Annotated in this window: 22 protein-coding genes; 12 read left to right on the forward strand and 10 right to left on the reverse strand. The window is 62.3% G+C overall.

All coding sequences use genetic code 11. The features are described 5' to 3' along the window. The first annotated feature begins 85 nt into the window (after window positions 1–85). A complete protein-coding gene (locus tag KYT97_RS13090; RefSeq protein ID WP_045064534.1) occupies window positions 86–961 on the forward strand; it encodes a siderophore-interacting protein in 876 nt (291 codons plus the stop codon). A 13-nt stretch (window positions 962–974) separates the two neighbouring features. Here KYT97_RS13090 and panD read toward each other — a convergent pair whose 3' ends face one another. Genes panD through KYT97_RS13105 form a run of 3 tightly spaced genes read right to left on the reverse strand, consistent with a single transcriptional unit; the run spans window position 975 to window position 2849 of the window. Further along, the gene (gene panD / locus KYT97_RS13095) at window positions 975–1382 is read right to left on the reverse strand and encodes an aspartate 1-decarboxylase (protein ID WP_033231649.1); all 408 of its coding nucleotides are present in this window, start codon (window positions 1380–1382) and stop codon (window positions 975–977) included. A 4-nt stretch (window positions 1383–1386) separates the two neighbouring features. Continuing rightward, window positions 1387–2052, reverse strand: a complete 666-nt coding sequence (locus KYT97_RS13100; protein ID WP_092803024.1) for an isochorismatase family protein — start codon at window positions 2050–2052, stop codon at window positions 1387–1389. A gap of 41 nt (window positions 2053–2093) precedes the next feature. Further along, window positions 2094–2849, reverse strand: a complete 756-nt coding sequence (locus tag KYT97_RS13105; protein ID WP_095886982.1) for an SDR family oxidoreductase — start codon at window positions 2847–2849, stop codon at window positions 2094–2096. A gap of 62 nt (window positions 2850–2911) precedes the next feature. Between KYT97_RS13105 and KYT97_RS13110 the strand changes: the two genes are divergently transcribed. Further along, complete coding sequence (locus tag KYT97_RS13110; RefSeq protein WP_219112488.1) at window positions 2912–4555, forward strand: (2,3-dihydroxybenzoyl)adenylate synthase; 1644 nt, start codon at window positions 2912–2914, stop codon at window positions 4553–4555. 6 nt (window positions 4556–4561) lie between these two features. Here KYT97_RS13110 and KYT97_RS13115 read toward each other — a convergent pair whose 3' ends face one another. Further along, entirely contained in the window at window positions 4562–5032 is a 471-nt protein-coding gene (locus KYT97_RS13115) for a sigma factor-like helix-turn-helix DNA-binding protein (RefSeq protein WP_219112490.1), read from the reverse strand. A gap of 202 nt (window positions 5033–5234) precedes the next feature. On the opposite strand from KYT97_RS13115, the gene KYT97_RS13120 reads away from it, so the two are divergent. Next, window positions 5235–6131 (forward strand): class I SAM-dependent methyltransferase, encoded by an 897-nt coding sequence (locus KYT97_RS13120; protein ID WP_033231652.1) that lies wholly within the window; start codon window positions 5235–5237, stop codon window positions 6129–6131. Between the two features lie 7 nt (window positions 6132–6138). Here KYT97_RS13120 and KYT97_RS13125 read toward each other — a convergent pair whose 3' ends face one another. Both KYT97_RS13125 and KYT97_RS13130 read right to left on the reverse strand, forming a co-directional pair. After that, the gene (locus KYT97_RS13125) at window positions 6139–6921 is read right to left on the reverse strand and encodes an SDR family NAD(P)-dependent oxidoreductase (RefSeq protein ID WP_033231653.1); all 783 of its coding nucleotides are present in this window, start codon (window positions 6919–6921) and stop codon (window positions 6139–6141) included. 350 nt (window positions 6922–7271) lie between these two features. Next, window positions 7272–7427 carry a DUF6131 family protein gene (locus KYT97_RS13130; RefSeq protein WP_092803415.1) on the reverse strand — a complete coding sequence of 52 codons (156 nt, stop codon included), beginning with the start codon at window positions 7425–7427 and terminating at the stop codon, window positions 7272–7274. A gap of 149 nt (window positions 7428–7576) precedes the next feature. On the opposite strand from KYT97_RS13130, the gene KYT97_RS13135 reads away from it, so the two are divergent. Further along, on the forward strand, window positions 7577–7780 hold the full coding sequence (locus KYT97_RS13135) for a hypothetical protein (protein WP_033231655.1): 204 nt from the start codon (window positions 7577–7579) through the stop codon (window positions 7778–7780). Window positions 7781–7954: 174 nt separating this feature from the next. On the opposite strand, the gene KYT97_RS13140 is transcribed toward KYT97_RS13135, so the two are convergent. Then, entirely contained in the window at window positions 7955–8296 is a 342-nt protein-coding gene (locus KYT97_RS13140) for a hypothetical protein (protein WP_052683353.1), read from the reverse strand. 147 nt (window positions 8297–8443) lie between these two features. On the opposite strand from KYT97_RS13140, the gene KYT97_RS13145 reads away from it, so the two are divergent. Beyond that, window positions 8444–9478: a baeRF2 domain-containing protein gene (locus KYT97_RS13145; RefSeq protein ID WP_033231657.1), complete on the forward strand. Its 1035-nt coding sequence runs from the start codon at window positions 8444–8446 to the stop codon at window positions 9476–9478. Window positions 9479–9487: 9 nt separating this feature from the next. On the opposite strand, the gene KYT97_RS13150 is transcribed toward KYT97_RS13145, so the two are convergent. Beyond that, entirely contained in the window at window positions 9488–10669 is a 1182-nt protein-coding gene (locus tag KYT97_RS13150) for a MinD/ParA family ATP-binding protein (RefSeq protein WP_033231658.1), read from the reverse strand. Between the two features lie 322 nt (window positions 10670–10991). On the opposite strand from KYT97_RS13150, the gene KYT97_RS13155 reads away from it, so the two are divergent. The 4 genes from KYT97_RS13155 (at window position 10992) to KYT97_RS13170 (ending at window position 14786) form a co-directional block, all read left to right on the forward strand. After that, window positions 10992–11522: a hypothetical protein gene (locus tag KYT97_RS13155; RefSeq protein ID WP_033231659.1), complete on the forward strand. Its 531-nt coding sequence runs from the start codon at window positions 10992–10994 to the stop codon at window positions 11520–11522. 115 nt (window positions 11523–11637) lie between these two features. Further along, window positions 11638–13068 (forward strand): PepSY-associated TM helix domain-containing protein, encoded by a 1431-nt coding sequence (locus KYT97_RS13160; protein ID WP_219112492.1) that lies wholly within the window; start codon window positions 11638–11640, stop codon window positions 13066–13068. Between the two features lie 22 nt (window positions 13069–13090). Next, window positions 13091–13591, forward strand: coding sequence for a copper chaperone PCu(A)C (locus tag KYT97_RS13165; RefSeq protein WP_033231661.1), 501 nt, complete (start codon window positions 13091–13093; stop codon window positions 13589–13591). Continuing rightward, window positions 13584–14786, forward strand: coding sequence for a Dyp-type peroxidase (locus tag KYT97_RS13170; RefSeq protein ID WP_045064553.1), 1203 nt, complete (start codon window positions 13584–13586; stop codon window positions 14784–14786). The genes KYT97_RS13165 and KYT97_RS13170 overlap by 8 nt, the downstream gene beginning before the upstream one ends. Before the next feature lie 58 nt (window positions 14787–14844). Here the strand turns inward: KYT97_RS13170 and KYT97_RS13175 are convergent, their stop codons facing one another. Beyond that, window positions 14845–15972 (reverse strand): GIY-YIG nuclease family protein, encoded by a 1128-nt coding sequence (locus KYT97_RS13175; protein ID WP_095886984.1) that lies wholly within the window; start codon window positions 15970–15972, stop codon window positions 14845–14847. Between the two features lie 115 nt (window positions 15973–16087). Here KYT97_RS13175 and KYT97_RS13180 point away from each other — a divergent pair, with 115 nt between their 5' ends. Together KYT97_RS13180 and KYT97_RS13185 are read left to right on the forward strand one after the other, a co-directional pair. After that, window positions 16088–16852: an SDR family NAD(P)-dependent oxidoreductase gene (locus KYT97_RS13180; RefSeq protein WP_219112494.1), complete on the forward strand. Its 765-nt coding sequence runs from the start codon at window positions 16088–16090 to the stop codon at window positions 16850–16852. Window positions 16853–16923: 71 nt separating this feature from the next. Then, window positions 16924–17847, forward strand: coding sequence for a DUF2797 domain-containing protein (locus tag KYT97_RS13185; RefSeq protein ID WP_092803060.1), 924 nt, complete (start codon window positions 16924–16926; stop codon window positions 17845–17847). A 20-nt stretch (window positions 17848–17867) separates the two neighbouring features. Here the strand turns inward: KYT97_RS13185 and KYT97_RS13190 are convergent, their stop codons facing one another. Further along, window positions 17868–18257 carry a hypothetical protein gene (locus KYT97_RS13190; protein ID WP_141485027.1) on the reverse strand — a complete coding sequence of 130 codons (390 nt, stop codon included), beginning with the start codon at window positions 18255–18257 and terminating at the stop codon, window positions 17868–17870. A 636-nt stretch (window positions 18258–18893) separates the two neighbouring features. Between KYT97_RS13190 and KYT97_RS30905 the strand changes: the two genes are divergently transcribed. Beyond that, window positions 18894–19262, forward strand: coding sequence for a hypothetical protein (locus tag KYT97_RS30905; protein WP_204368951.1), 369 nt, complete (start codon window positions 18894–18896; stop codon window positions 19260–19262). The last annotated feature ends 22 nt before the right edge of the window (window positions 19263–19284 follow it).

Below are 19284 nucleotides of genomic sequence, written 5' to 3' on the forward strand. Positions count from 1 at the left end.
AGGGTTACCTACCCTACTGGAGAGCGAGTTGGCGCCGTCTGACACCCTGGGTATAGATAGGTCCATTCGCGAGAGGAATTCGCTCATGCCGGTTACCACCCCGTCCCGACGGCTCGACCTGCCGATCGTCCTGCGAGAGCTGACGGTCCTCCGAACTGTCGAGGTCACACCGCGCATGCGCCGAATCACGGTCGGAGGCGAGCAACTGGGAACCTTCCAGTCCGGTGAATTCTCCGTCGCCGAGTTCCGCACCGAGGGTGCCGACGACTACGTGAAGATCTTCCTCCCTGAAGAGGGATCCGCAGCTCCGGTGCTGCCCGAGCAGCATGACGGTCATCTGCACTGGCCGAAGCGCCCGGCACCGGTTGCCCGCTCCTACACGGTGCGCCGCTTCGACGCCGAGGCCGGCGAACTGGATCTCGACTTCGTGCTGCACGGCCACGGAATTGCCGGCAACTGGGCGCGCAACGCACAGCCCGGCGACACCCTGCACCTGGCCGGCCCGAAGGTGTCGACCATTCCGCCCGTCGGCGCCGACTGGTGGCTGCTTGCCGGTGACGAGACTGCGCTACCGGCGATCGCACGTTACGTCGAGGAACACGACGGTTCGGTGCCGCTGTACGTTGCCGTGCTCGTCGACGGTCCCGCCGAGGAACAACGCGAACTCCCCGGCGTCACGTGGGTGCACCGCCGCGAGGGTGTCTCGGACGCCCGCCTGTTGGCGGATGCTGCCCGCACTCTCGGTCCGAGCACGGGCGCCGGCTGGATGTGGATCGCGGGTGAGGCATCCATCGTGCGCGAATTGCGCGCGACGGCAAAACAACTCGGCGTGACGAAGGATCTCCTCGACGCATCGGGCTACTGGCGGGTGCAGGTCGGCGACGGTCCCCTCGCCCGAGTTCGGACGCTGCGCGACAAAGCTGTGGAGTCGCTCGAAAACCGCAGGCGCGAGCACGCCTGACCCGCTACCGGGGTCAGCGTGAGGCGAGCTGGTCCCGGGCTCCGGGCACCGGCTGCGCCGGGTCCGAGCCCAGTTCCACAATCATGTTCTTCGTATCGACATGGACGACCCGCGGTACCAGCGACTTCGCCTCACGGTCGTCGACGTGGCGGTACGACATGATGATCACCAAGTGCCCGGGCGAGATCAGATGTGCCGCAGCGCCGTTGATGCCGATCACCCCGGAACCTCGTTCGCCGGTGATGGCGTAGGTCTCGAGCCGTGCCCCGTTGTCGATGTCGACGATGTGCACCTGCTCACCTTCGAGCAGATCGGCAGCTTCCATCAGGTCCTGGTCGATGGTCACGGATCCGACGTAGTGCAGGTCCGCCTGAGTGACGGTGGCACGGTGAATCTTCCCGGAGAGCATGATGCGGTTCACGGTCTTACACTCCGCTGAGCTCTGCGACGGATTCGTCCACGCTGATCGCGCCCAGTACGTCGGCCGCGGTGAACACCCGGCCACAACGCTTGGCGACGTATTCCAATCCCATCAGGTGCTCGTCGCGCGAGAAGTCTGCTGTGGCATCCGAGACCATGAACGGCTCGACGTCACTCATGAACGCCTCGGCCGCGCTGAGCATGCAGCCCATGTGCGCGTACACGCCGGTCACGATCAACTGATCGCGGCCGACACGGGCGAGGAGCTGACGCAAATCCGTGCGCTGGAATGCCGAGTATCGCCACTTCGTCACCTCGATGTCGGACTCTCCGGGCGTGAGCGCGTCGATCACCTCCGTATCGCGGCCGGTTGTCATACCTTCGCCCCAGAAATCGGCCAGGATGCCTCGCCTGGACGGATGCTGATCACCCGGCTGCATCGTGTAGACAACCGGAATCCCGGCCCGAACACACGCGTCACGAATCGCCACCATGTTTGCGGTCGCGGTGGAGATGGGCTCCTCACCGGCGTTGTAGGCGTCGATGAAGTAACGCTGCATGTCGTGGATCAAGAGCGCGCAGCGCGACGGGTCGAGTTGCCAGTCGACGCGGTCCGCGGATACCTCGTCGCGACGGGGCAGAACGTAGCCGGCAATGGGGGGGATGGCCATCGGGCGCTCCTATTCGGTTCGATCGGTTGTGTATGAGGACTTCACATGTCGAGCGTGGCGCCGCCGTCGACGCGGAGGTCGTGCATCGTGATGTGCCTGGCCGCGTCCGAGCTGAGGAACAACGCCGTGGCGGCGATGTCACCCGGTTGCGCGAGTCGGCCGAGCGGAATCCCGAGGCGATAGGCGTCGGCGTCACCGGCGATCACCCCGGCGGATTGGTCTGTACCGTCCCACATTCCGCGAAGCATGGGAGTGTCCGTCGATCCCGGAGAAATAATGTTGCAGCGGATTCCGTGCGGAGCGATCTCGAGACCCAGGCTCCGCATGTAGGCGGTTGCCGCAGCCTTCGACGCACCGTAGGCAGCCATGTTCGTGCGCGGTGTCGATGCCGCGTTCGACCCCACTGCCGTGATCACGCCGGCACCGGCAGCGACAAAGCGGCGAGCCGCTTCGCGGGCGACGTTCATGGTTCCCGTCGCGTTGACGGCCATGCACGCATCCCAGTCGTTGTTGTCCTCGGTCAGCGCAGAACCCGCCCGCAACACGCCCGCAGTGTGCACCAGCACCGACACCGTTCCGATTGCATCGGTTGTCGCGGCAAACGCCTGCTCGACGGACTGACGATCCGTCACGTCGACCGCGAGCGCGAATCCGCCAACGGGTACCGTCGGAGCTGCAAGGTCCCACCGAGCGACCGTGGCTCCGGCCTCTTCGAACAGTGCCGCCGTTGCCGCGCCGATACCGCCGCCGGCACCGGTAATCACGACAGATCGCCCAGTCACACCCTTCACGTCCATGAGCCTAGGCTATCCTTATCGAAATTGTTCACGCCGACGGGCCACCACCAGTGAAGGAAGACATGCTTTCCGAAGTGTCACCACCTCAGCTCTCCTTCACCCCGTGGCCTGCAGACGACGCCGCCCGATACCGCAGTGAAGGAATCTGGGCCGGAAAGACTTTCGACCAGATTCTGCGCGAGAGCGTGGCCGCCCATGCCCACTCCGTCGCAGTCGTCGACGCCGAGCAGACATGGACGTACGCCGAGCTCGACGCCCGCGTGGACGCCCTCGCTGCCGGACTCGCCGATCTCGGCATCACTGCCCAGCATCCGGTGATGGTCCAACTGCCCAACCAGGCCGAGTTCGTCGCCGTGGTCTTCGCGCTTTTCCGGATCGGCGCAGTACCCGTGTTCTGCCTCCCCGCGCATCGTTCCTCGGAATTGACTGCACTGGCCGCCGCCTCACGCGCCGTCGCCGTCATCACCTCGCACCACATCGACGGGTTCGACCACGGCGCTCTGGCACTCGAGGTCGCTTCATCGACCCCGAGCTTGAATACCGTTGTGTGCCTGCCAGATCCCGGATCGGACGCCCCGGCCGGCACCGTGAACTTCGACGCGGTGAGCGCCGTACCGCGCGAATTTGCCGCCGCAGACCCGGGATCCGTGGCGTTTCTGCAGCTGTCCGGCGGCAGCACCGGCATCCCCAAACTGATCCCCCGCACCCACGACGACTACCTCTACAGCGTGCTGCGCAGCAATGAAATCTGTGGTGTCACAACATCGACGGTCTATCTGGCGACATTGCCGGTAGCCCATAACTTCCCGATGAGCTCGCCGGGAATCCTGGGAGCTCTCGCCGCCGGTGGAACAGTGGCGTTGACCCCGTCCCCAAGTCCCACCACGGCCTTCGCGATGATCGAGCGCGCCGGAGTGACCATGACGGGACTCGTTCCGCCGCTCGCCCGGTTGTGGACCGAAACAGCCGAACGTGGCCACTCACACGACCTCTCGACACTGACATCCGTACTGGTCGGCGGCGCTCGCTGCCCCGACGAGTTGGCAGCCCGCATCGGCCCCGCATTGGGCGCACGACTCCAGCAAGTGTTCGGGATGGCCGAGGGTCTGGTGTGTTACACCCGCGACGAAGATCCTCTCGACGTAGTCCTCACCACGCAGGGCCGCCCCATGTCCCCCTTCGACCAGATCCGGGTGGTCGACGACAACGACAACGACGTACCCGCGGGCACCGAAGGTCAGCTGCTCACCAAGGGCCCGTACACAATTCGCGGCTACTTCGACAATCCCGCAGCCAATGCCCGTTCCTTCACCGACGACGGGTGGTACCGCACCGGCGACGTGGTTCGAGTTGATGCGAACGGCAACATCACCGTCTGCGGGCGTGCGGTCGACCGAATCAACCGCGGCGGCGAGAAGGTATCTGCCGAAGAACTGGAAGAACACCTCCTGGCGCATCCCGCGGTACGCGACGCGATCGTTGTTGCCATTCCCGACGAATACCTCGGCGAACGCACGTGTGCCTTCCTCCTTGCCGCCGACCCGTCGAGTCCGCCGAAAACAGCCCAGATACGAGCCTTTGTTCGCGAGCGCGGCCTGGCGAGTTGGAAGATCCCCGACCGGGTGCAGGTACTTGAAGAATTCCCGGAGACCGGCGTCGGCAAAACCAGCCGTAAGGATCTGCGTCGAATGCTCGCGGCTCGCTGATCCAACTCAACTCGCTGCGGCCGCGGCAACGGCGCTCAGCGTCGCCAGCGCCCGATGTTGTTCCACCAGAACCTGAGCGTGTGTTCGCCCGAGCACAACTGCGGTGTCGTCGACATCGAGGCCAACGATCAACCTCATGATCAACACCTCCCGCAGCCGCTCTGGGAGAGCCTCGATATCGGCGGGCAGTCCTATCCTGGATTTCGAGTCCGTTCGGTCGATCAATCGACGAGTTGTCGAGTACACCAGACGCAAGAGCGAACCATCTGACGCTGCCCGGCCCGGCACCGAATTCACGACGGAACGGCACACGGCGTCGGCTACTAATTCTGCTGCGTGAGGCTCGAGTTCGACGCGAGCACGTCGCACCGCCAACGGCCGGACAGCGCAATACAGCCTCGCCTTCGACGCGGCGCCACCGTGTCGTGCGGCAACCTCCAGACCATCGAGTGCATCAGGGCGTTGCAACTTCGTCATCGCCTTCCTTGCTGATTGTTGTGCGCTAGGCCTACGTCTACTGCGCCCGGACCACACTCCCTAGTCAAAGCGCGAACCCTGACGGCCGCCTCCACTGAGTCTGCCAATCACCTGGCAATCTCAAAGCAGACCGAACCCCTTGAACTGCAACAGAAATACCGACACTCGAATTGGGAACCACCACGAGCGTAGGATCAAAAACGTGCGCAGCGACGGCGATACCTGGGACATTGTCAGCAGTGTCGGCCTGACTGCGCTGGGAGTGGCCGCATTTCGCGCCATAGAATCACGTCGCCCCCACGCCCTGATCGAAGATTCCTACGCGCCGTGGTTTGTCGCGGCCGCGGGCGAACCACACTTCACCGCGCTACTGGACAACCCGTCATCGCTGGAAGACCTCCCACTGTCCGGATTCATGGGCATTGGCATGGGCATCAGAAGTAAATTCTTCGACGAATTCTTTCTCGACGCCGCCAGATCAGGAGTCGCCCAATCAGTCATCCTGGCAGCAGGATTGGATGCACGGGCCTATCGACTGAACTGGCCCACCGGCACTGCGGTTTTCGAAGTCGATCAGCCGCGGGTACTGGAATTCAAAGATCAGGTGCTCACCGAACACAGAGCGGAACCGAAAGCGGACCGTCACACGGTGGCTGTCGATCTGCGAGAAAACTGGCCCGCCGCTCTCGAAGCGTCAGGATTCGATCGCGCCAAGCCATCGGCATGGTCGGCAGAGGGACTTTTGGCCTATCTTCCCGGCAGCGCACATGACGCACTGTTCGAAAGAATCGACGAACTCTCCTCGCCCGGAAGTCGACTTGCCTTGAACTACTTCCCATCCGGAATGGACGGCAAACGATTCGCCGACATCAGAGCAAAGTACTTCAAGAAAGACCCATTCGGCGGCTTGGACTTGTCCGCATTGTTCTACGACGACCAGCGTGCCGACCCCAAACAGTGGTTGACCGACCGCGGTTGGTCGGTTCAGTGCCGCGACACCCTTGAATTGGCAAACGAGTACGGCCAACCGATCCCGGAACTTCCACCGGAACTTGCCGATTTGTCGAAACGCTCAGGCTATCTGACGGCCACGAAGTAGCGCCGACTCAGAGCGTCTTGATCAAGCCGCCGTCTATGACAAAATCCGCGCCTGTGATGTTTGCGGCGCGGCCTCCGGCAAGAAACACCACCAGGTCCGCGACTTCCTCCGGGTACGTGAATCTGCCCGTCTCCGAGCCTGCGGCTGCACTGTCCACAATGTCTTGGGCGCTGAGTCCGGAGACCCCGGCGAGCGTCGACGCTACCCCGCCCGACCCGAGCCACAACGCCGTCCGCACAGGTCCTGGGCTCACGGTGTTCACCCGAATACCTTGTGGAGCCAACTCTTTCGACAACGATTTGCACAGGTTACTCAAAGCGGCTTTTGCCGCGCTGTAGTCGATCACCGCTGGGTCCGGAAGGAACGCATTCACCGAACTGACCGTCACGATGCTCCCACCGCCGACCGCCATCGACGGCAGGGCAGCCCGGATCATCCTCACCGCGGACATGAACGTCACGCGCAGCGACGCATCCCAGTCGCCGTCCGTGACGCTGAGAAATCCCTCTGTCCGCGGCGTCACGGCGCCCACGTTGTTGATCAGGATGTCGATACTGCCGCGCTCTGCGGCTGCGGCAGCCAATGCCGGCGGACCGTCCGCACTCGCCAAGTCGACGGCAAGGAACGTGACACCGTCGCCGGTCTCGAGTTTCTCGATTTCTGCCGTGCGAGTTCGTGAACCCGCGATCACATGGGCTCCTTCTTCGACCAATGCCTGGGTGATCGCGAGACCGATGCCCTTGCCGGCACCGGTGACAATCGCGGTCTTCCCTTTGAGCAGTAGATCCATCGAACCGGCTCCCGTCCGACCGGTCGAAATCCGGCTTCGGCCGTAGAGTCTCCACTGCGATCGGGGGATAAACCTTGCGCCCGTAAGGTGCAATCCTCACTTTAGGGACCAAAATCCCAAAGTATGAACTCAGAAATATTTTCTCCGTAAATCGTTGGCAAACACGTCCGATGCGCCGTATTGTTTTCGACGCATGCTCCGGCGTGCTGGGACTCGTTGACGCTCATGGAGATGTTGGCAAGACCAATCGGAGGCAGGTCCTGCACTCCCACAGGGTGTGGGGCCTGTCCTCGATCTGGCGAATATCCCAGCTAAGATCGATCAGGTCGCGCAAATCAGATCAAATCAGCTCAGTACCAGTGCCGTCGGCCACCGACCGCGCGCCCCGTCGAGCCCAGCACGAACAAGATCAGCCCGATCACCAAGAGGACAACACCGATCGTCCACAAGATCGGAATATTCAAGAGAAATCCGATCAGCAGCAGGATAATTCCGAGAATAATCATGGCAGTCTCTTTCGACGACAAGCCCGCCACATACACGCGAAGTGACGGCACTCTACCTTCGAATACCCCGCTCACTTGCGTTTCATACCCCTCCTGACCGGGTATTTCGATAGTCCCCGCGCCACACAGCTGAGGAATCGAGCGGTTCCATGCGACGGATCGTGACTTTGATCGTGTTGATCTGGCTTGTTGTCGGTGCCATCGCGGCCGGCCAGCGAGGCTACTACAGCAACTCTCCATCCAACTGCGCCGGCGTGGGCACCATCGCCGTGACCGTAGTGGCGGGGCCCCTGAACTACTTCGGCGTCAACCCCAAGGTTACGGATTGCACTCTGCCGCAACCTAGTTCCTGACGAGTGCCGCACCCGCCCAAAGCCAGCCAACCCAAAGGCGGTGCCTGACACTGAAGGCAGTCAGCGCCAGGCACCGGGTTCTGGCGTGGGGGTGATGCAGGCTTCCCACTGCACCATCCCCACGGGGAGCAACACTAGCAAGAATCGAACAAATGTGCGAGTCCAATGGGGCGTTTATTGCGGCGGGCCATAAGCACCCGCACCGAAACCGGAACTGATCAGCATCAACACCATCAGGCCCCACCCTGCCCCCTGCCAAATGGGCCACACTCCACCCCGTTTCCACACCCGATACGTCTGGACAAAGGCAATCAGCCCACCGATCAGGAAGACAGCGGCCGGCGCGAAGGCCAGGGTGCCGAGCCCTGACGACCGGTCGAACAGCAGCAGCGAACACAGGACCGCAAGCGCGAGCCCGATCACCACACCTGTGAAGGTCGCCGCCCTGCGGAACTCCTCCGGATCCGACCACCGTTTCTCGGTATCCATCGCTGCGTTACGGCGCCGGGCCGACATGACCTGCTCCCTTCACTGGAATCTCTCGTGTGAATCTGCGGCCAATCGCATTGGATACCCAGCTCTCGTGTCGAATCAACCTGGAGCGGGTACGCGTGCGAAGAGACGAGCAACAAGATTCGACGACTACTACAGAGAGGAGTCGCCATGCATGCTGCGCGACTGAAGAAGGTCGGTTCGAGCGAAGGACCGTTTGCCTCGGTGTACTTCGAGGACGTACGCAATCGTGAAAACTCACGTGAGCGCTTCGAGTTGGAGTGGCGTTCGATGCACAATCAATTGTCGAAACAGGGAGCACCAGATGCATTGATCGAACAGTTCGACAGCGTGAAGGACAATCATCACGGAATTTCCGGCCGGGCCGGACGCGCACTGGTGATCACGCCCGATGCCGTTCTGGTCGACGACATCATGCTCGAACCCACGGCGTCGACCGTCGTGACGGTTGGTTCATTGCCCTACCTGATTCCGCTCGTTGCACACGGACACGACACCGAGCCGTTTGTCCTCGCCAAGGTCGATCACACCGGCGCGGATCTGTGTGTGCGCGATGCGCGCGGGCGAGATGTCTACGGCGAATCCGTGGACGGAGACGGGTTCCCGGTACACAAAGCTCGAGTGGGTGGCCCCGACCGCTATATCGACACTCAATCCCTGGCACAAGAGAACGTGCGAAAGAACTTGACCCAAGCCGCAACTCGCACCGCCGAACTGGCCCGCGAACACAAGGTGCAATTGGTGCTGATCATCGGCGAAGTTCAGTCGCGCACAGCATTCGCGCAGTATCTTCCGGCGTCACTGCGCACTGTCGAGATCGAACGCGGATCACGTGCAGCAGGTTCTTCTCCGACCGAAGTAGCCAAGGCGATACGCGAGCTCATCGATACCGAGCGGTTGAGGCGTATGGACACCGAAACCGAGCGCTTCATGGCCGGTCAGGGCCGCGACACCGAACTGTCGGTCGACGGCACTGCCCGTGTGCTCGATGCGCTGGAACAGGGCAAGGTCGAGACTCTGCTCTTCACCGATCCCGATGACAAGGAAGTATCCAGTAATTCACACTTTGCACCCGCGAATCGACTACTACCCTATCTAGCGATCCGAACCGGGGCCGAACTGATTCAGGTAGACGAACGCCTTACTCTCGCAGACGGATACGGAGCGATATTGAGGCATCCGTGAAGTTCTCCGTCACCGTGACGCGTGGCGCCCCTGCGAATCCGGGAAGCCGTCGGCGATAGCGGCGACCAACTCGAGATAGGCACGCGCAGTGCGTTTGTTCAACAACTTCAGATCTATGGGCCCGCCCTCCCCGAGATGGTCGTCGTACGGGAGGGTGCAGACCGCCCGAACTCCGCGCTGGGAAAACACTTCCTCGAGCTGGTCCAGATCGAGCGACGACGATCCAGGCCGCGTTGCGTTGATCGCAACCACCGACCGGCTCACGAGGTCGCCGTAACCGTGTTTGGTCAGCCAGCTCAACGTGGCGGCTGCGCTGCGCGCTCCGTCCTGAGCCGTCGGACTGACTACCACCAAGGCGTCAGCCTCGTCGAGGATTCCGTACATCGCCGAGTGCATGATACCGGTGCCACAGTCGGTGATGAGAATGTTGTAGTGCACTTCGAGGATGCGTAGCGTGTCGAGGTAGTCCTGCTCGTTGAACGACTCCGATGTTTCCGGATCCGCTTCGCTGGCAAGGATTTCCAACCGGCTGTCACCTTGCGACGTGTAGTACCGCACATCACTGTACGTACGAATATTACTGTCTGCCAACAGATCACGAACCGTCAAGTGATGCTCGCGATGTTCTCGATCGGCGAGGGTACCGAGATCAGGATTGGCGTCGATCGCAACAATCCGATCACCACGGATCGACGCAAACGTGGAGCCGACGGTCTTTGCCGCCGTCGTCTTCCCAACCCCACCCTTGAGCGAGATGAAGGCGATCTTGTACACGCCGCGCACCGTCCGATTAGCACGACGGACCAGCGCCTGATGTTCGAGTTCCACCGCCGACTGCCCGGTGTTGATCCGCCCACCCGAAAGCTTGAACAGCAGAGCACCGAAACCGTGTTCGGGCGGACGTTTGGCGCGCTTGATGATGTCCAGGTCGTCGACGGAGGTCATCGCTTGTGGCGTCGAGGTTCGGAAATCGGCCGGCTCGTCGCGTCGCACTTGCCGCATCCGTTGACTCGGAAGCGGTTTGACCGGAACCTCGTCGCTCTGCGGTAGATCGAACTGCGGCGTAAAGGTAACGGTTCGAACCGAATTCGCGTAGGTATCGTCAGAGCCGCTCAGCAGATCATCCGTGTCGGCTGTTCCGGAACCGTTCTGTTTGAATCCACCATTCGAACCGTTGTTATCGCTGTGCACCGTTTTCCTAGGTCAAGGTCGAATCAATTCGGACATCACATGTCGGGACGCTATCACTGCGGGGCCGCATCGGCCCGTCGGTGATACCGCAAATGCGGGCCGATTTGTTACACAACACAGTTCGATGACTTTGGTCCTCGAAACTCCCGATCCGCCAGCAAATCAACCGGCATACCAGTTGTCCGGTACGTATTGCGCCAGAACGCATCCGAAATCGCCTGCCGCAATGTGTGGGCAAAGAAAACGGGCACTCAACCGAACAAATGTCCAACTTCGGCGCACCTACTAACCGTGGTAGTAGGTGCCTGTATCCTTTGCACCTATGACCTCCCGCCTCGCTGATGTCGCGCAGTTGCGCGGCGGATTTGTCGGCGGCACGTCCGGAGCGGTATCCCTCGCCGCCCACGCACTCGGCGGCGGAGGCATGGCGCCGTCGCAAAGTGCGGTGGTCTTGTTGCTCCTCGCCTGCGCGAGCGTCGGCGCCGTCGTTGCGTCCATCGATACTCGTCGCTCGCCCACCGCGGCCTTGGCTCTCATGCTTGCTGCCGGGCAGGCAATCGGCCACACAACACTGACCATTGCCTCAGACCACCAGCACGGCGTTGTTCCGTCGCTCCCGATGCTCGCGGCTCATATCGCTGCGGTCGGAGTCTGCGCGGCGGCGATCCGCGGCGCCGAACGCGGCTACGTCGTTGCGGCGTCCACGGTGGCAACAATCGTTGCAGTCCTGCTGCGGCCCTGGGCGCCGCAGCACTCACCCCTCACCGTCCGCACTCGCTACCGCGCCAAAGTTGTTCTCCGGCAACTTCTCACCTCCGGTCTGGGCACGCGCGGCCCGCCGGCATTCGTGTAACTCCCTTTCCCTTTCCCTTTCCTTTCTGCGCACGAAATCCCGTGCGCCCCATTGCTGTGCGCCTTTACCAACCGCCGACGGTTAAGAAAGGCGCACAGCGGGATCGAGTACACGCATGTCCGCACCCGAAATGGAGCGCGCGCAGCCGCACGCTTCCAACGACAGTTCCCCTCCGAAGAAGAAGGCCGGCGGCGCCAGACCCCTGATCCTGCGCCTGCATTTCTACGCCGGAATTCTCATCGGACCGTTCATCCTCATCGCGGCGTTGAGCGGTGGCCTCTACGCGGTGGCACCCACCATCGAGAAATTTGTCTACAGCGACTACCTACAAACCGACAGCACCGGACAGCTCGCATCACTGAACGATCAGATCCGCTCCGCTCAGCAGTACCGCCCGGACTTGACGGTCTCAGCGGTCCGCCCGTCTCCTGCCGCCGGAGAAACCACCCGAGTTCTGTTCACCGATCCGTCTCTCGGCGAGTCCGAGAGACTCGCGGTATTCGTCGACCCGGTGCTCGCTCAACCGGTCGGCGAGTTGACCGTGTACGGCAGTAGCGGCTCGCTGCCGGTCCGAACCTGGATTTCCCAGCTCCACCGCAACCTTCATCTCGGCGAACCGGGACGCCTGTACAGCGAGCTGGCCGCGTCGTGGATGTGGGTGGTTGCCCTCGGCGGTGTCTACCTGTGGTTCCGCCGGTACCGAACCTCTCGCAACGCCCGTCTGCTCACCCTGGATCGAACGTCCGCCGGGCGTAACCGAACCCTGAACTGGCACGGAGTTGTCGGCATCTGGATCGCAGTAGCACTGGTGTTTCTCTCGGCAACCGGGCTCACGTGGTCGACATACGCCGGTGAGAACGTCAGCAACATGAGAACCGCACTGAGTTGGACCACCCCTTCGGTGGTCAAGACACTTGGCGGCGCTCCCGCGCAGCCGTCCGGCGGACACGACGGTCACGACATGGCCCCGATCGCCACCGGCACTCTGACGGACACGAACGCCGGACGGGTCGACGCGGTCCTCGGCATCGCCAGGTATCGCGGCATCACCGGCCCCGTCGAGGTGTCGATCCCAGCTGATGCACACACCGCTTTCACCGTCGCCCAGACGCGTCAGCCCTGGGTTATGAGCAACAACACCATTGCAATCGACGGAGCAACACAGAAGGTCACCGACGAGCTGTGGTTCGCGGATTGGCCTATCGCGGCAAAACTCTCGGCCTGGGGAATCCAGCTGCACATGGGACTTCTCTTCGGTCTCGCCAATCAGATCGCGCTCGCCGCACTCGCCGTTGCGTTGGCGAGCATCGTCATTCGCGGCTACATCATGTGGTGGCGTCGACGACCCATCCGAGGATCCGAGTGGGCTGTAGGCCGAGCACCCACACGCGGTGGCATCCGAAAACTCGCTCCGATCAGCGTTGTTGCACTGATCGCCTGCACCGCCCTGATCGGCTGGTTAGTTCCGCTGCTCGGCCTCAGCCTGATCGCATTCCTCCTGATCGACCTTTCTGTCGCGGCACTCCGACGCCGCGCAACCACCTGATACTCGAACTACGGAGATACACATGTCTGTTCGCACCACACTGTTCACCGCCGCCGCGTTGGCAGCAGCCCTGACGCTGACCGGTTGTTCATCGGAGTCCGGCAAGGAAACCGAAGCGGCACAATCCATCACGATCGAGGATCAATGGGTCAAGGCCGCGCCGGGCGGCATGAGCGCGGCCTTTGCCGAGCTCGTTAATTCCAGCGACAAAGACGTACGCGTCGTCTCGGCCACCAGTCCGGCGTCCGCTCGCGTCGAGCTGCACGAAGTTGTGACCGGAGACGCCGGGACAATGACCATGCGCCCCAAGGACGGTGGTTTTCGGGTTCCCGCGAACAGTTCCGCCAGCCTTGCGCCAGGCGGCGATCATCTGATGTTCATGGAACTCGCCGGCCCGCTCCTCCCCGGCGCCGAAACCGACGTCACCCTGATCTACGACGACGGTTCCAGTTCCACCTTCACAGCCCAGATCCGCGACTTCTCCGGTAACCAGGAGAACTACGACCCCAATCACGGTGGCTGAGAACAGCAACCTGCGACTGAGCCGGCGGCGTCTCCTCGGAGGTGGCGCCGCCGCGCTTGCGGTCGCGGGAACAACGTGGGGTGCGGCGACTCTGGCGCAGGCCGATGAACCGTCTCCGGGTAAAGCCGTCGTTCCGTTCCATGGCGTTCATCAGGGAGGCGTCAGCACCCCGCCGCAAGCACACGCCACCTTTGTCGGCTTCGATCTGCGACCAGGAGTCGACCGGGCCGCCGTCATCGGAATCATGAAGATGTGGACAGCCGACGCTGCTCGCCTCACTGCGGGAATGCCCGCTCTGGCCGATACCGAGAAGGAACTGGCGGTTGATCCGTCGAGGCTGACGATCACCGTCGGCTACGGGCCCGGACTGTTCACCGCTCTGGGGTTACAGGATCGGGCACCAGCGTGGTGCGCTCCGCTACCGAGCTACCCGATCGACCGACTCGAAGATCGCTGGGGCGCAACGGATCTTCTCCTTCAGATCTGCAGCGACGATCCCGTCACCGTCGCGCATGCGGTACGGGTACTGACCAAGAACGCTCGCTCACTGACCTCAATTCGGTGGACGCAGAAAGGGTTTCGCAGCGCACGGGGAACCGCGCCCGAGGGAACAACTATGCGTAACCTCATGGGCCAGGTCGACGGTACCGTCAACCCGGCGCCGGGAACCACGGATTTCGACTCCCTCGTATGGAGCGACGGCGCCGATCAGCCGTGGTTAGCCGGGGGAACGTCGTTGGTGCTTCGGAGAATTCGCATGGAAATGGATACGTGGGACGAACTGGATCGACCGGCGCGTGAACTCACGATGGGTCGCACGTTGTCGAACGGCGCTCCGTTGACCGGCACCGACGAGTTCGACGAGGCTGATTTCACCGCTACCGACAGGTTCGGTATCCCGGTCATTCCGCCGGGATCACACATCGCACGCTCGCATCGAATGCACGAGGGAGAGCAGTTCTTCCGTCGTGCCTACAACTACGACGACCCACCGGAAGGCGAGGAAACGTCCAACTCCGGGCTGATCTTCGCGGCGTTCCAGCGGGACATCGCGGCGCAGTATCTGCCCGTTCAGCAGCGACTGAGTGACTTCGACGCACTCAACGAGTGGACAACGCCGATCGGTTCGGCCGTCTATCTCATTCCGCCCGGATGCGAGGAAAACGACTACCTCGGCAGTGGACTACTGAAATAGACGAAGTTGGGCTCCGAAAACTCCGGAGCCCAACCTCGTCTTACTTCTTACGCGGACCTTACTTCTTACGCGGACCCGGCATCGCCGCACCGGGGCGAGCGGTGGTCAGTCGGGTAACCCAACCGCTGACCGGCCACTTCTTGAGTCCGACGTTGTGCGGTGTGATTTCGGTGCCGACGTACTTGGCCGCCAGCTCCTCGTCGACGTCGCCGGTGAAGCGCCACAGCATGCTGCCGTCGGCGTTACGAGTGGACACCTCCCACGACTGCGCGCGGAAAGCGCCACGAATGATGCTGTCCGCGAAGACGAGTACAGGAATCCCGGCTTCGGCACGCACTGCGGCGCCGGCCGCCCATTCCTGGCGGGCGAGTTCGTAGATCTCTTCTGCGGTGGCGCCGGCGCGAGCAGAACCCGGAACATGCAGCACCACACTGGGTGTCGGCAATTCCGGTGCCGGATCTGCGGAATAGCGGAGGGCGATTTCCTCGACGCGGGTTGCCCGCAGATCCTTGTCAGTGACCTCACCCGCAAGGTTGGTCAGGTTCTCACCCGCCTCACTGATCCGCAGCGTCTCCACGATGCCGCTGACCACGGCGTCTGCCGTGCCGCTTGCATCCGCACCGGATACGCTGCGGATGAGAACGTAGTGCTCGACTGCCGAACCGGCGTCGTAGATCTCACGAATGCGTGAGATTTTTGCAGCGGTCACTCCGGGTGTATCCGCTGCCCCGGAGGCTCCTTCGAGGTTGTCGAGTTCACCGAGTGCCTCGAAAACCGAAGCGAATACCTGGTTTCCGGTGCCGTGGCCGACATGGAACACCTGGTTGTTACGCGGGTCACGCAACGCGAACACATACTCTCCCAAGCGCTTTCCGACCTTCTCGGAGAACGGTTGCGGAGCCGGCTTACGGACGAGCACCTCGGTGGACAGCGTCCGCATCACCGCGAGCCTGAGCGCATCGGGCACACTCGACGATGCTGCGGCGCCCGAGAAGATGGCTGCCGACGCCGAACTGATCGACGTGAACGTGCGACCGACCTGCTTCTCGAGCGAGGCACACACAATGCCGACCGCGCTCAGCCTCGAGTCGAGGGTGCCTTCGCCCTCGGCGAGAAACTCCTTGATCAACGGTGCTACGAGCAGGGTGGGGCTGATACCACGCGGAACTGTCCAGACAATAGCCATGCCACGAGCCTAGGCGATCACAAGCAGGCCCGAGGTCAGTCGCACGTCATCGGGACATTTCCGGCCAGCGGGACTGCCCGATACGGACCCGGCGCTACCGCCACAGAATCGGTGCATGAACAGATTTGCAGGCAAGGTAGCCATCGTCACCGGCGGTTCTCAGGGAATGGGAGAAGCAACCGCCCGACTCCTCGCAGCGGAAGGCGCGACGGTTGTCATCGGCGACGTGCTCGACGAGAAAGGCGCCGCGGTCGCTGCCGATATCGGCGGCGTCTTCCACCATCTTGATGTCAGCAGCGAATCCGATTGGGTGAGCCTCGTCGAAGACACGACTTCCCAGTTCGGCACTGTGGACGTCCTGATCAACAATGCGGGCATGCTTGCCTTTGCCGCTGTCGAGGACATCGACGTCGCTGCCGTCGAAAAGTTGTTCTCCGTCAACGTCATCGGCGCAATGCTGGGCGCGAAGACTGTTGTTCCCGTGATGAAGAAAGCCGCGCGTGGCGTGATCGTCAACATTTCGTCCGTCGACGGCTTGCGCGGAGTGAACGGCCTGAGCGCCTACACCGCCAGCAAATGGGCGGTCCGTGGACTCACCAAAACTCAGGCACTCGAACTCGGACCGTCGGGCATCCGCGTCTGCTCGGTACATCCCGGTGGCGTCGATACCCAGCTGGGCAACCCGATGGGCCGCACGGGCGACGACCTGCAGAAGCCGTACGGTCAGGTTCCGCTGCGGCGAATCGGGCTCCCCGACGAGGTGGCCCGGGTAACGGCCTTCGCTGCCAGCGACGACGCAAGTTACATGTCAGGAGCCGAGCTGGCCGTAGACGGCGGTTGGTCGGCAGGCACCTACTACCCTGGGTTGCCCGGCAGCTGACGCACTGATATCCGACGCACTAACATCAGTGGTTCCTCGTACATCCGAAAAAAGGAACCGGCACTTCCATCATGACCTTGCTCGTGCGCGGTATCGAATGGTCGGATCCGGCAGCTCCTCGTATCCGCCTCGTCGACGACACAACCGGCGACACCACGTTCTTCACGCACACGTCGGTATTCCGGTTTTCTGTGGACGAGCGCCGGGGACGGCGGTGCCTCGGGTGGCGCGACATGACGGCCGACGGACCCGGTTACCTCCCGTGCGATCGAGGCGCGAAGGTGACCAGCGGACGCCAATGTGACCGGTGCAGAAATCGCGAAGGATTCACAAGCGTTCACCAGGCTCACGTGAACGGTGCGCACATTCACCCGAATGTGCGCACCTATCTCACCCAGCCGCAATGGCTGTACATCGACATCTTCGCCGGTGGCCGGATGAAGGTGGGGACGGCGTCGCAGTTCCGCAAGTACCCGCGCGTCGCGGAGCAAGGCGCCGCAGCCGCCCTGTACGTCGCCGGTTCGACGGACGGTTACAACATTCGAACTCTCGAAGCTGACGTGTCGAGGCAGTTTCACCTGAGCCAGGCGATCCGCACATCCCGCAAACTCGAGGCACTGACAAACAGAATCGACACCGCTGCGTTGCGCAACGAGTTGCAACAGTTCATTGTCTCGAACCGAGAAGAGTTGTCCTACATCGGATCCGGGATCGAGGGCATCGAGATTTTCGAACAGCCCGAGGTCTGGACACCACCGGCCTGCTCGCAGATCGTTTTCGACGCCACCCCGGCGCTGATGTATCCCCATTCCTTCGAATCGGGTGAGCACTCTCTATACCTCGAAGGCCTGACCGGGCCGGTGGCACTGTTCCGTACCGATACCGACCCGGAATCCCCTCACTTTGTCGCAGACATCTCGGCACTGGTCGGACGTACCGTCACGGTGGGCAACTTCGACTCTCCGGGCGTCGCAATTCAGGAATCACTGTTCTGACGGTCGGGTGAAGGTTGCCTTCAGCAGCTTCCGGCGACCGCTGCGTCGAATCCGCGCGTTACCTCGGCCTGCTCGTCGGCGGACAGAGTCGACCATTCCGGGTAAGCCTGGATCGACGTCAGCATGTCGTTCGCCAGCGACTCACGGGTCAGTCCGATGTCGTCGCCTGATTCGTCGATCGCCTGCTGATATCCGTCGAGAAACTTGAGGACGTCGTTGCAGGCTTGCTCGTACGTGCGCGGAAGCCCCGCTACCGCGGTGCCCTCGGTAGCGGTAACGCCATCTGTATCGGTCGCCGGCGCAGTGGACGTCAGAGTCCCCACTTCGGTCGGCGTCCCGCCGTCGGAACCGCAGGCCACCAGCGCTATCAATGAACAGGCTCCGATGAACCCGACAATCGTTTTCTTCATCTCTTCAGAATGCCAGAGCTGACTGGGCAGCCGAGCCGCAGAGCCCCGGCCCCGATCGCGACACCGTGATAGTCTTACGTAGCTGCAAGGTAACTAGGGGCGGGTTTCCGCAGTCTCCTACTCGATTCGAGCGGGATGTACCGTAGAAGAGATTCGTCTCAAAAGGGGTAGAGGCTTGTGGGACTCTTTCGTAAGCGCGGATCCCGAGAAGAAGACGACGATCGTGAGGCGAGCCTCGATCGCGAAGACCCAGGGTATGCCGTGTGGTTCTCGAACGTATCCGATTCGGAGGGCCAACCTATCCCGTACAAACGGCCACTGACGTCCCCGGTTTATCCGCAACTTCAGCCGCCCCCGCTCGACCCACCGACAGTGGTTCCGCCACCCCTTTCCGGTTCCGCCGGCGAGTGGCTGACCGCCGATCGTATCGGTGAGGACGAAACAATAAATGTGTCTCTATCTGCGCATTACGGACCTATTTCGCAAAACTCACAAGCAGGACAAACCCCTCGCGCGCTGGATCCCACCCGCCCTCAATCCCCGCCGAAGAATGTACCGATGACTTCGCCGCCGAAGCATCAACTCGAGTCGCAGCGCTCGCCTGCGCCCTACCCCGCACCCCACAAAGGAGAAGCAATGAGCAACATCGACAAGGTCCTCGGCGAACTGATGCGTATCGACGGCGCCACAGGTGCAGCCGTCGTCGACGCCGACAGCGGCATGGTTCTCGGCATGGCCGGAAACCCGTCCTTCAGCCTCGAATACGCCGGTGCCGGAAACTCCGAAGTTGTGCGCGCAAAGCTCCGCACGATGAGTAACCTGGGAATTACCGACACCCTCGAAGACATCCTGATCACCCTGACCACCCAGTACCATCTCATCCGCGTGATCGAGACGCCCGGAATGTCCACACTCTTCGTGTACCTCGTCCTCGAACGCACGCGCGCGAACCTGGCACTGGCTCGCCACAAGCTGGGTGAGCAGACTCCCAAGATCGAGATCTGAACAAACTCGTTCCACAGGCCCG

The sequence above is a fragment of the Rhodococcus globerulus genome (genome assembly GCF_019334125.1).
GTDB classification, from domain to species: Bacteria; Actinomycetota; Actinomycetes; order Mycobacteriales; family Mycobacteriaceae; genus Rhodococcus_F; species Rhodococcus_F globerula.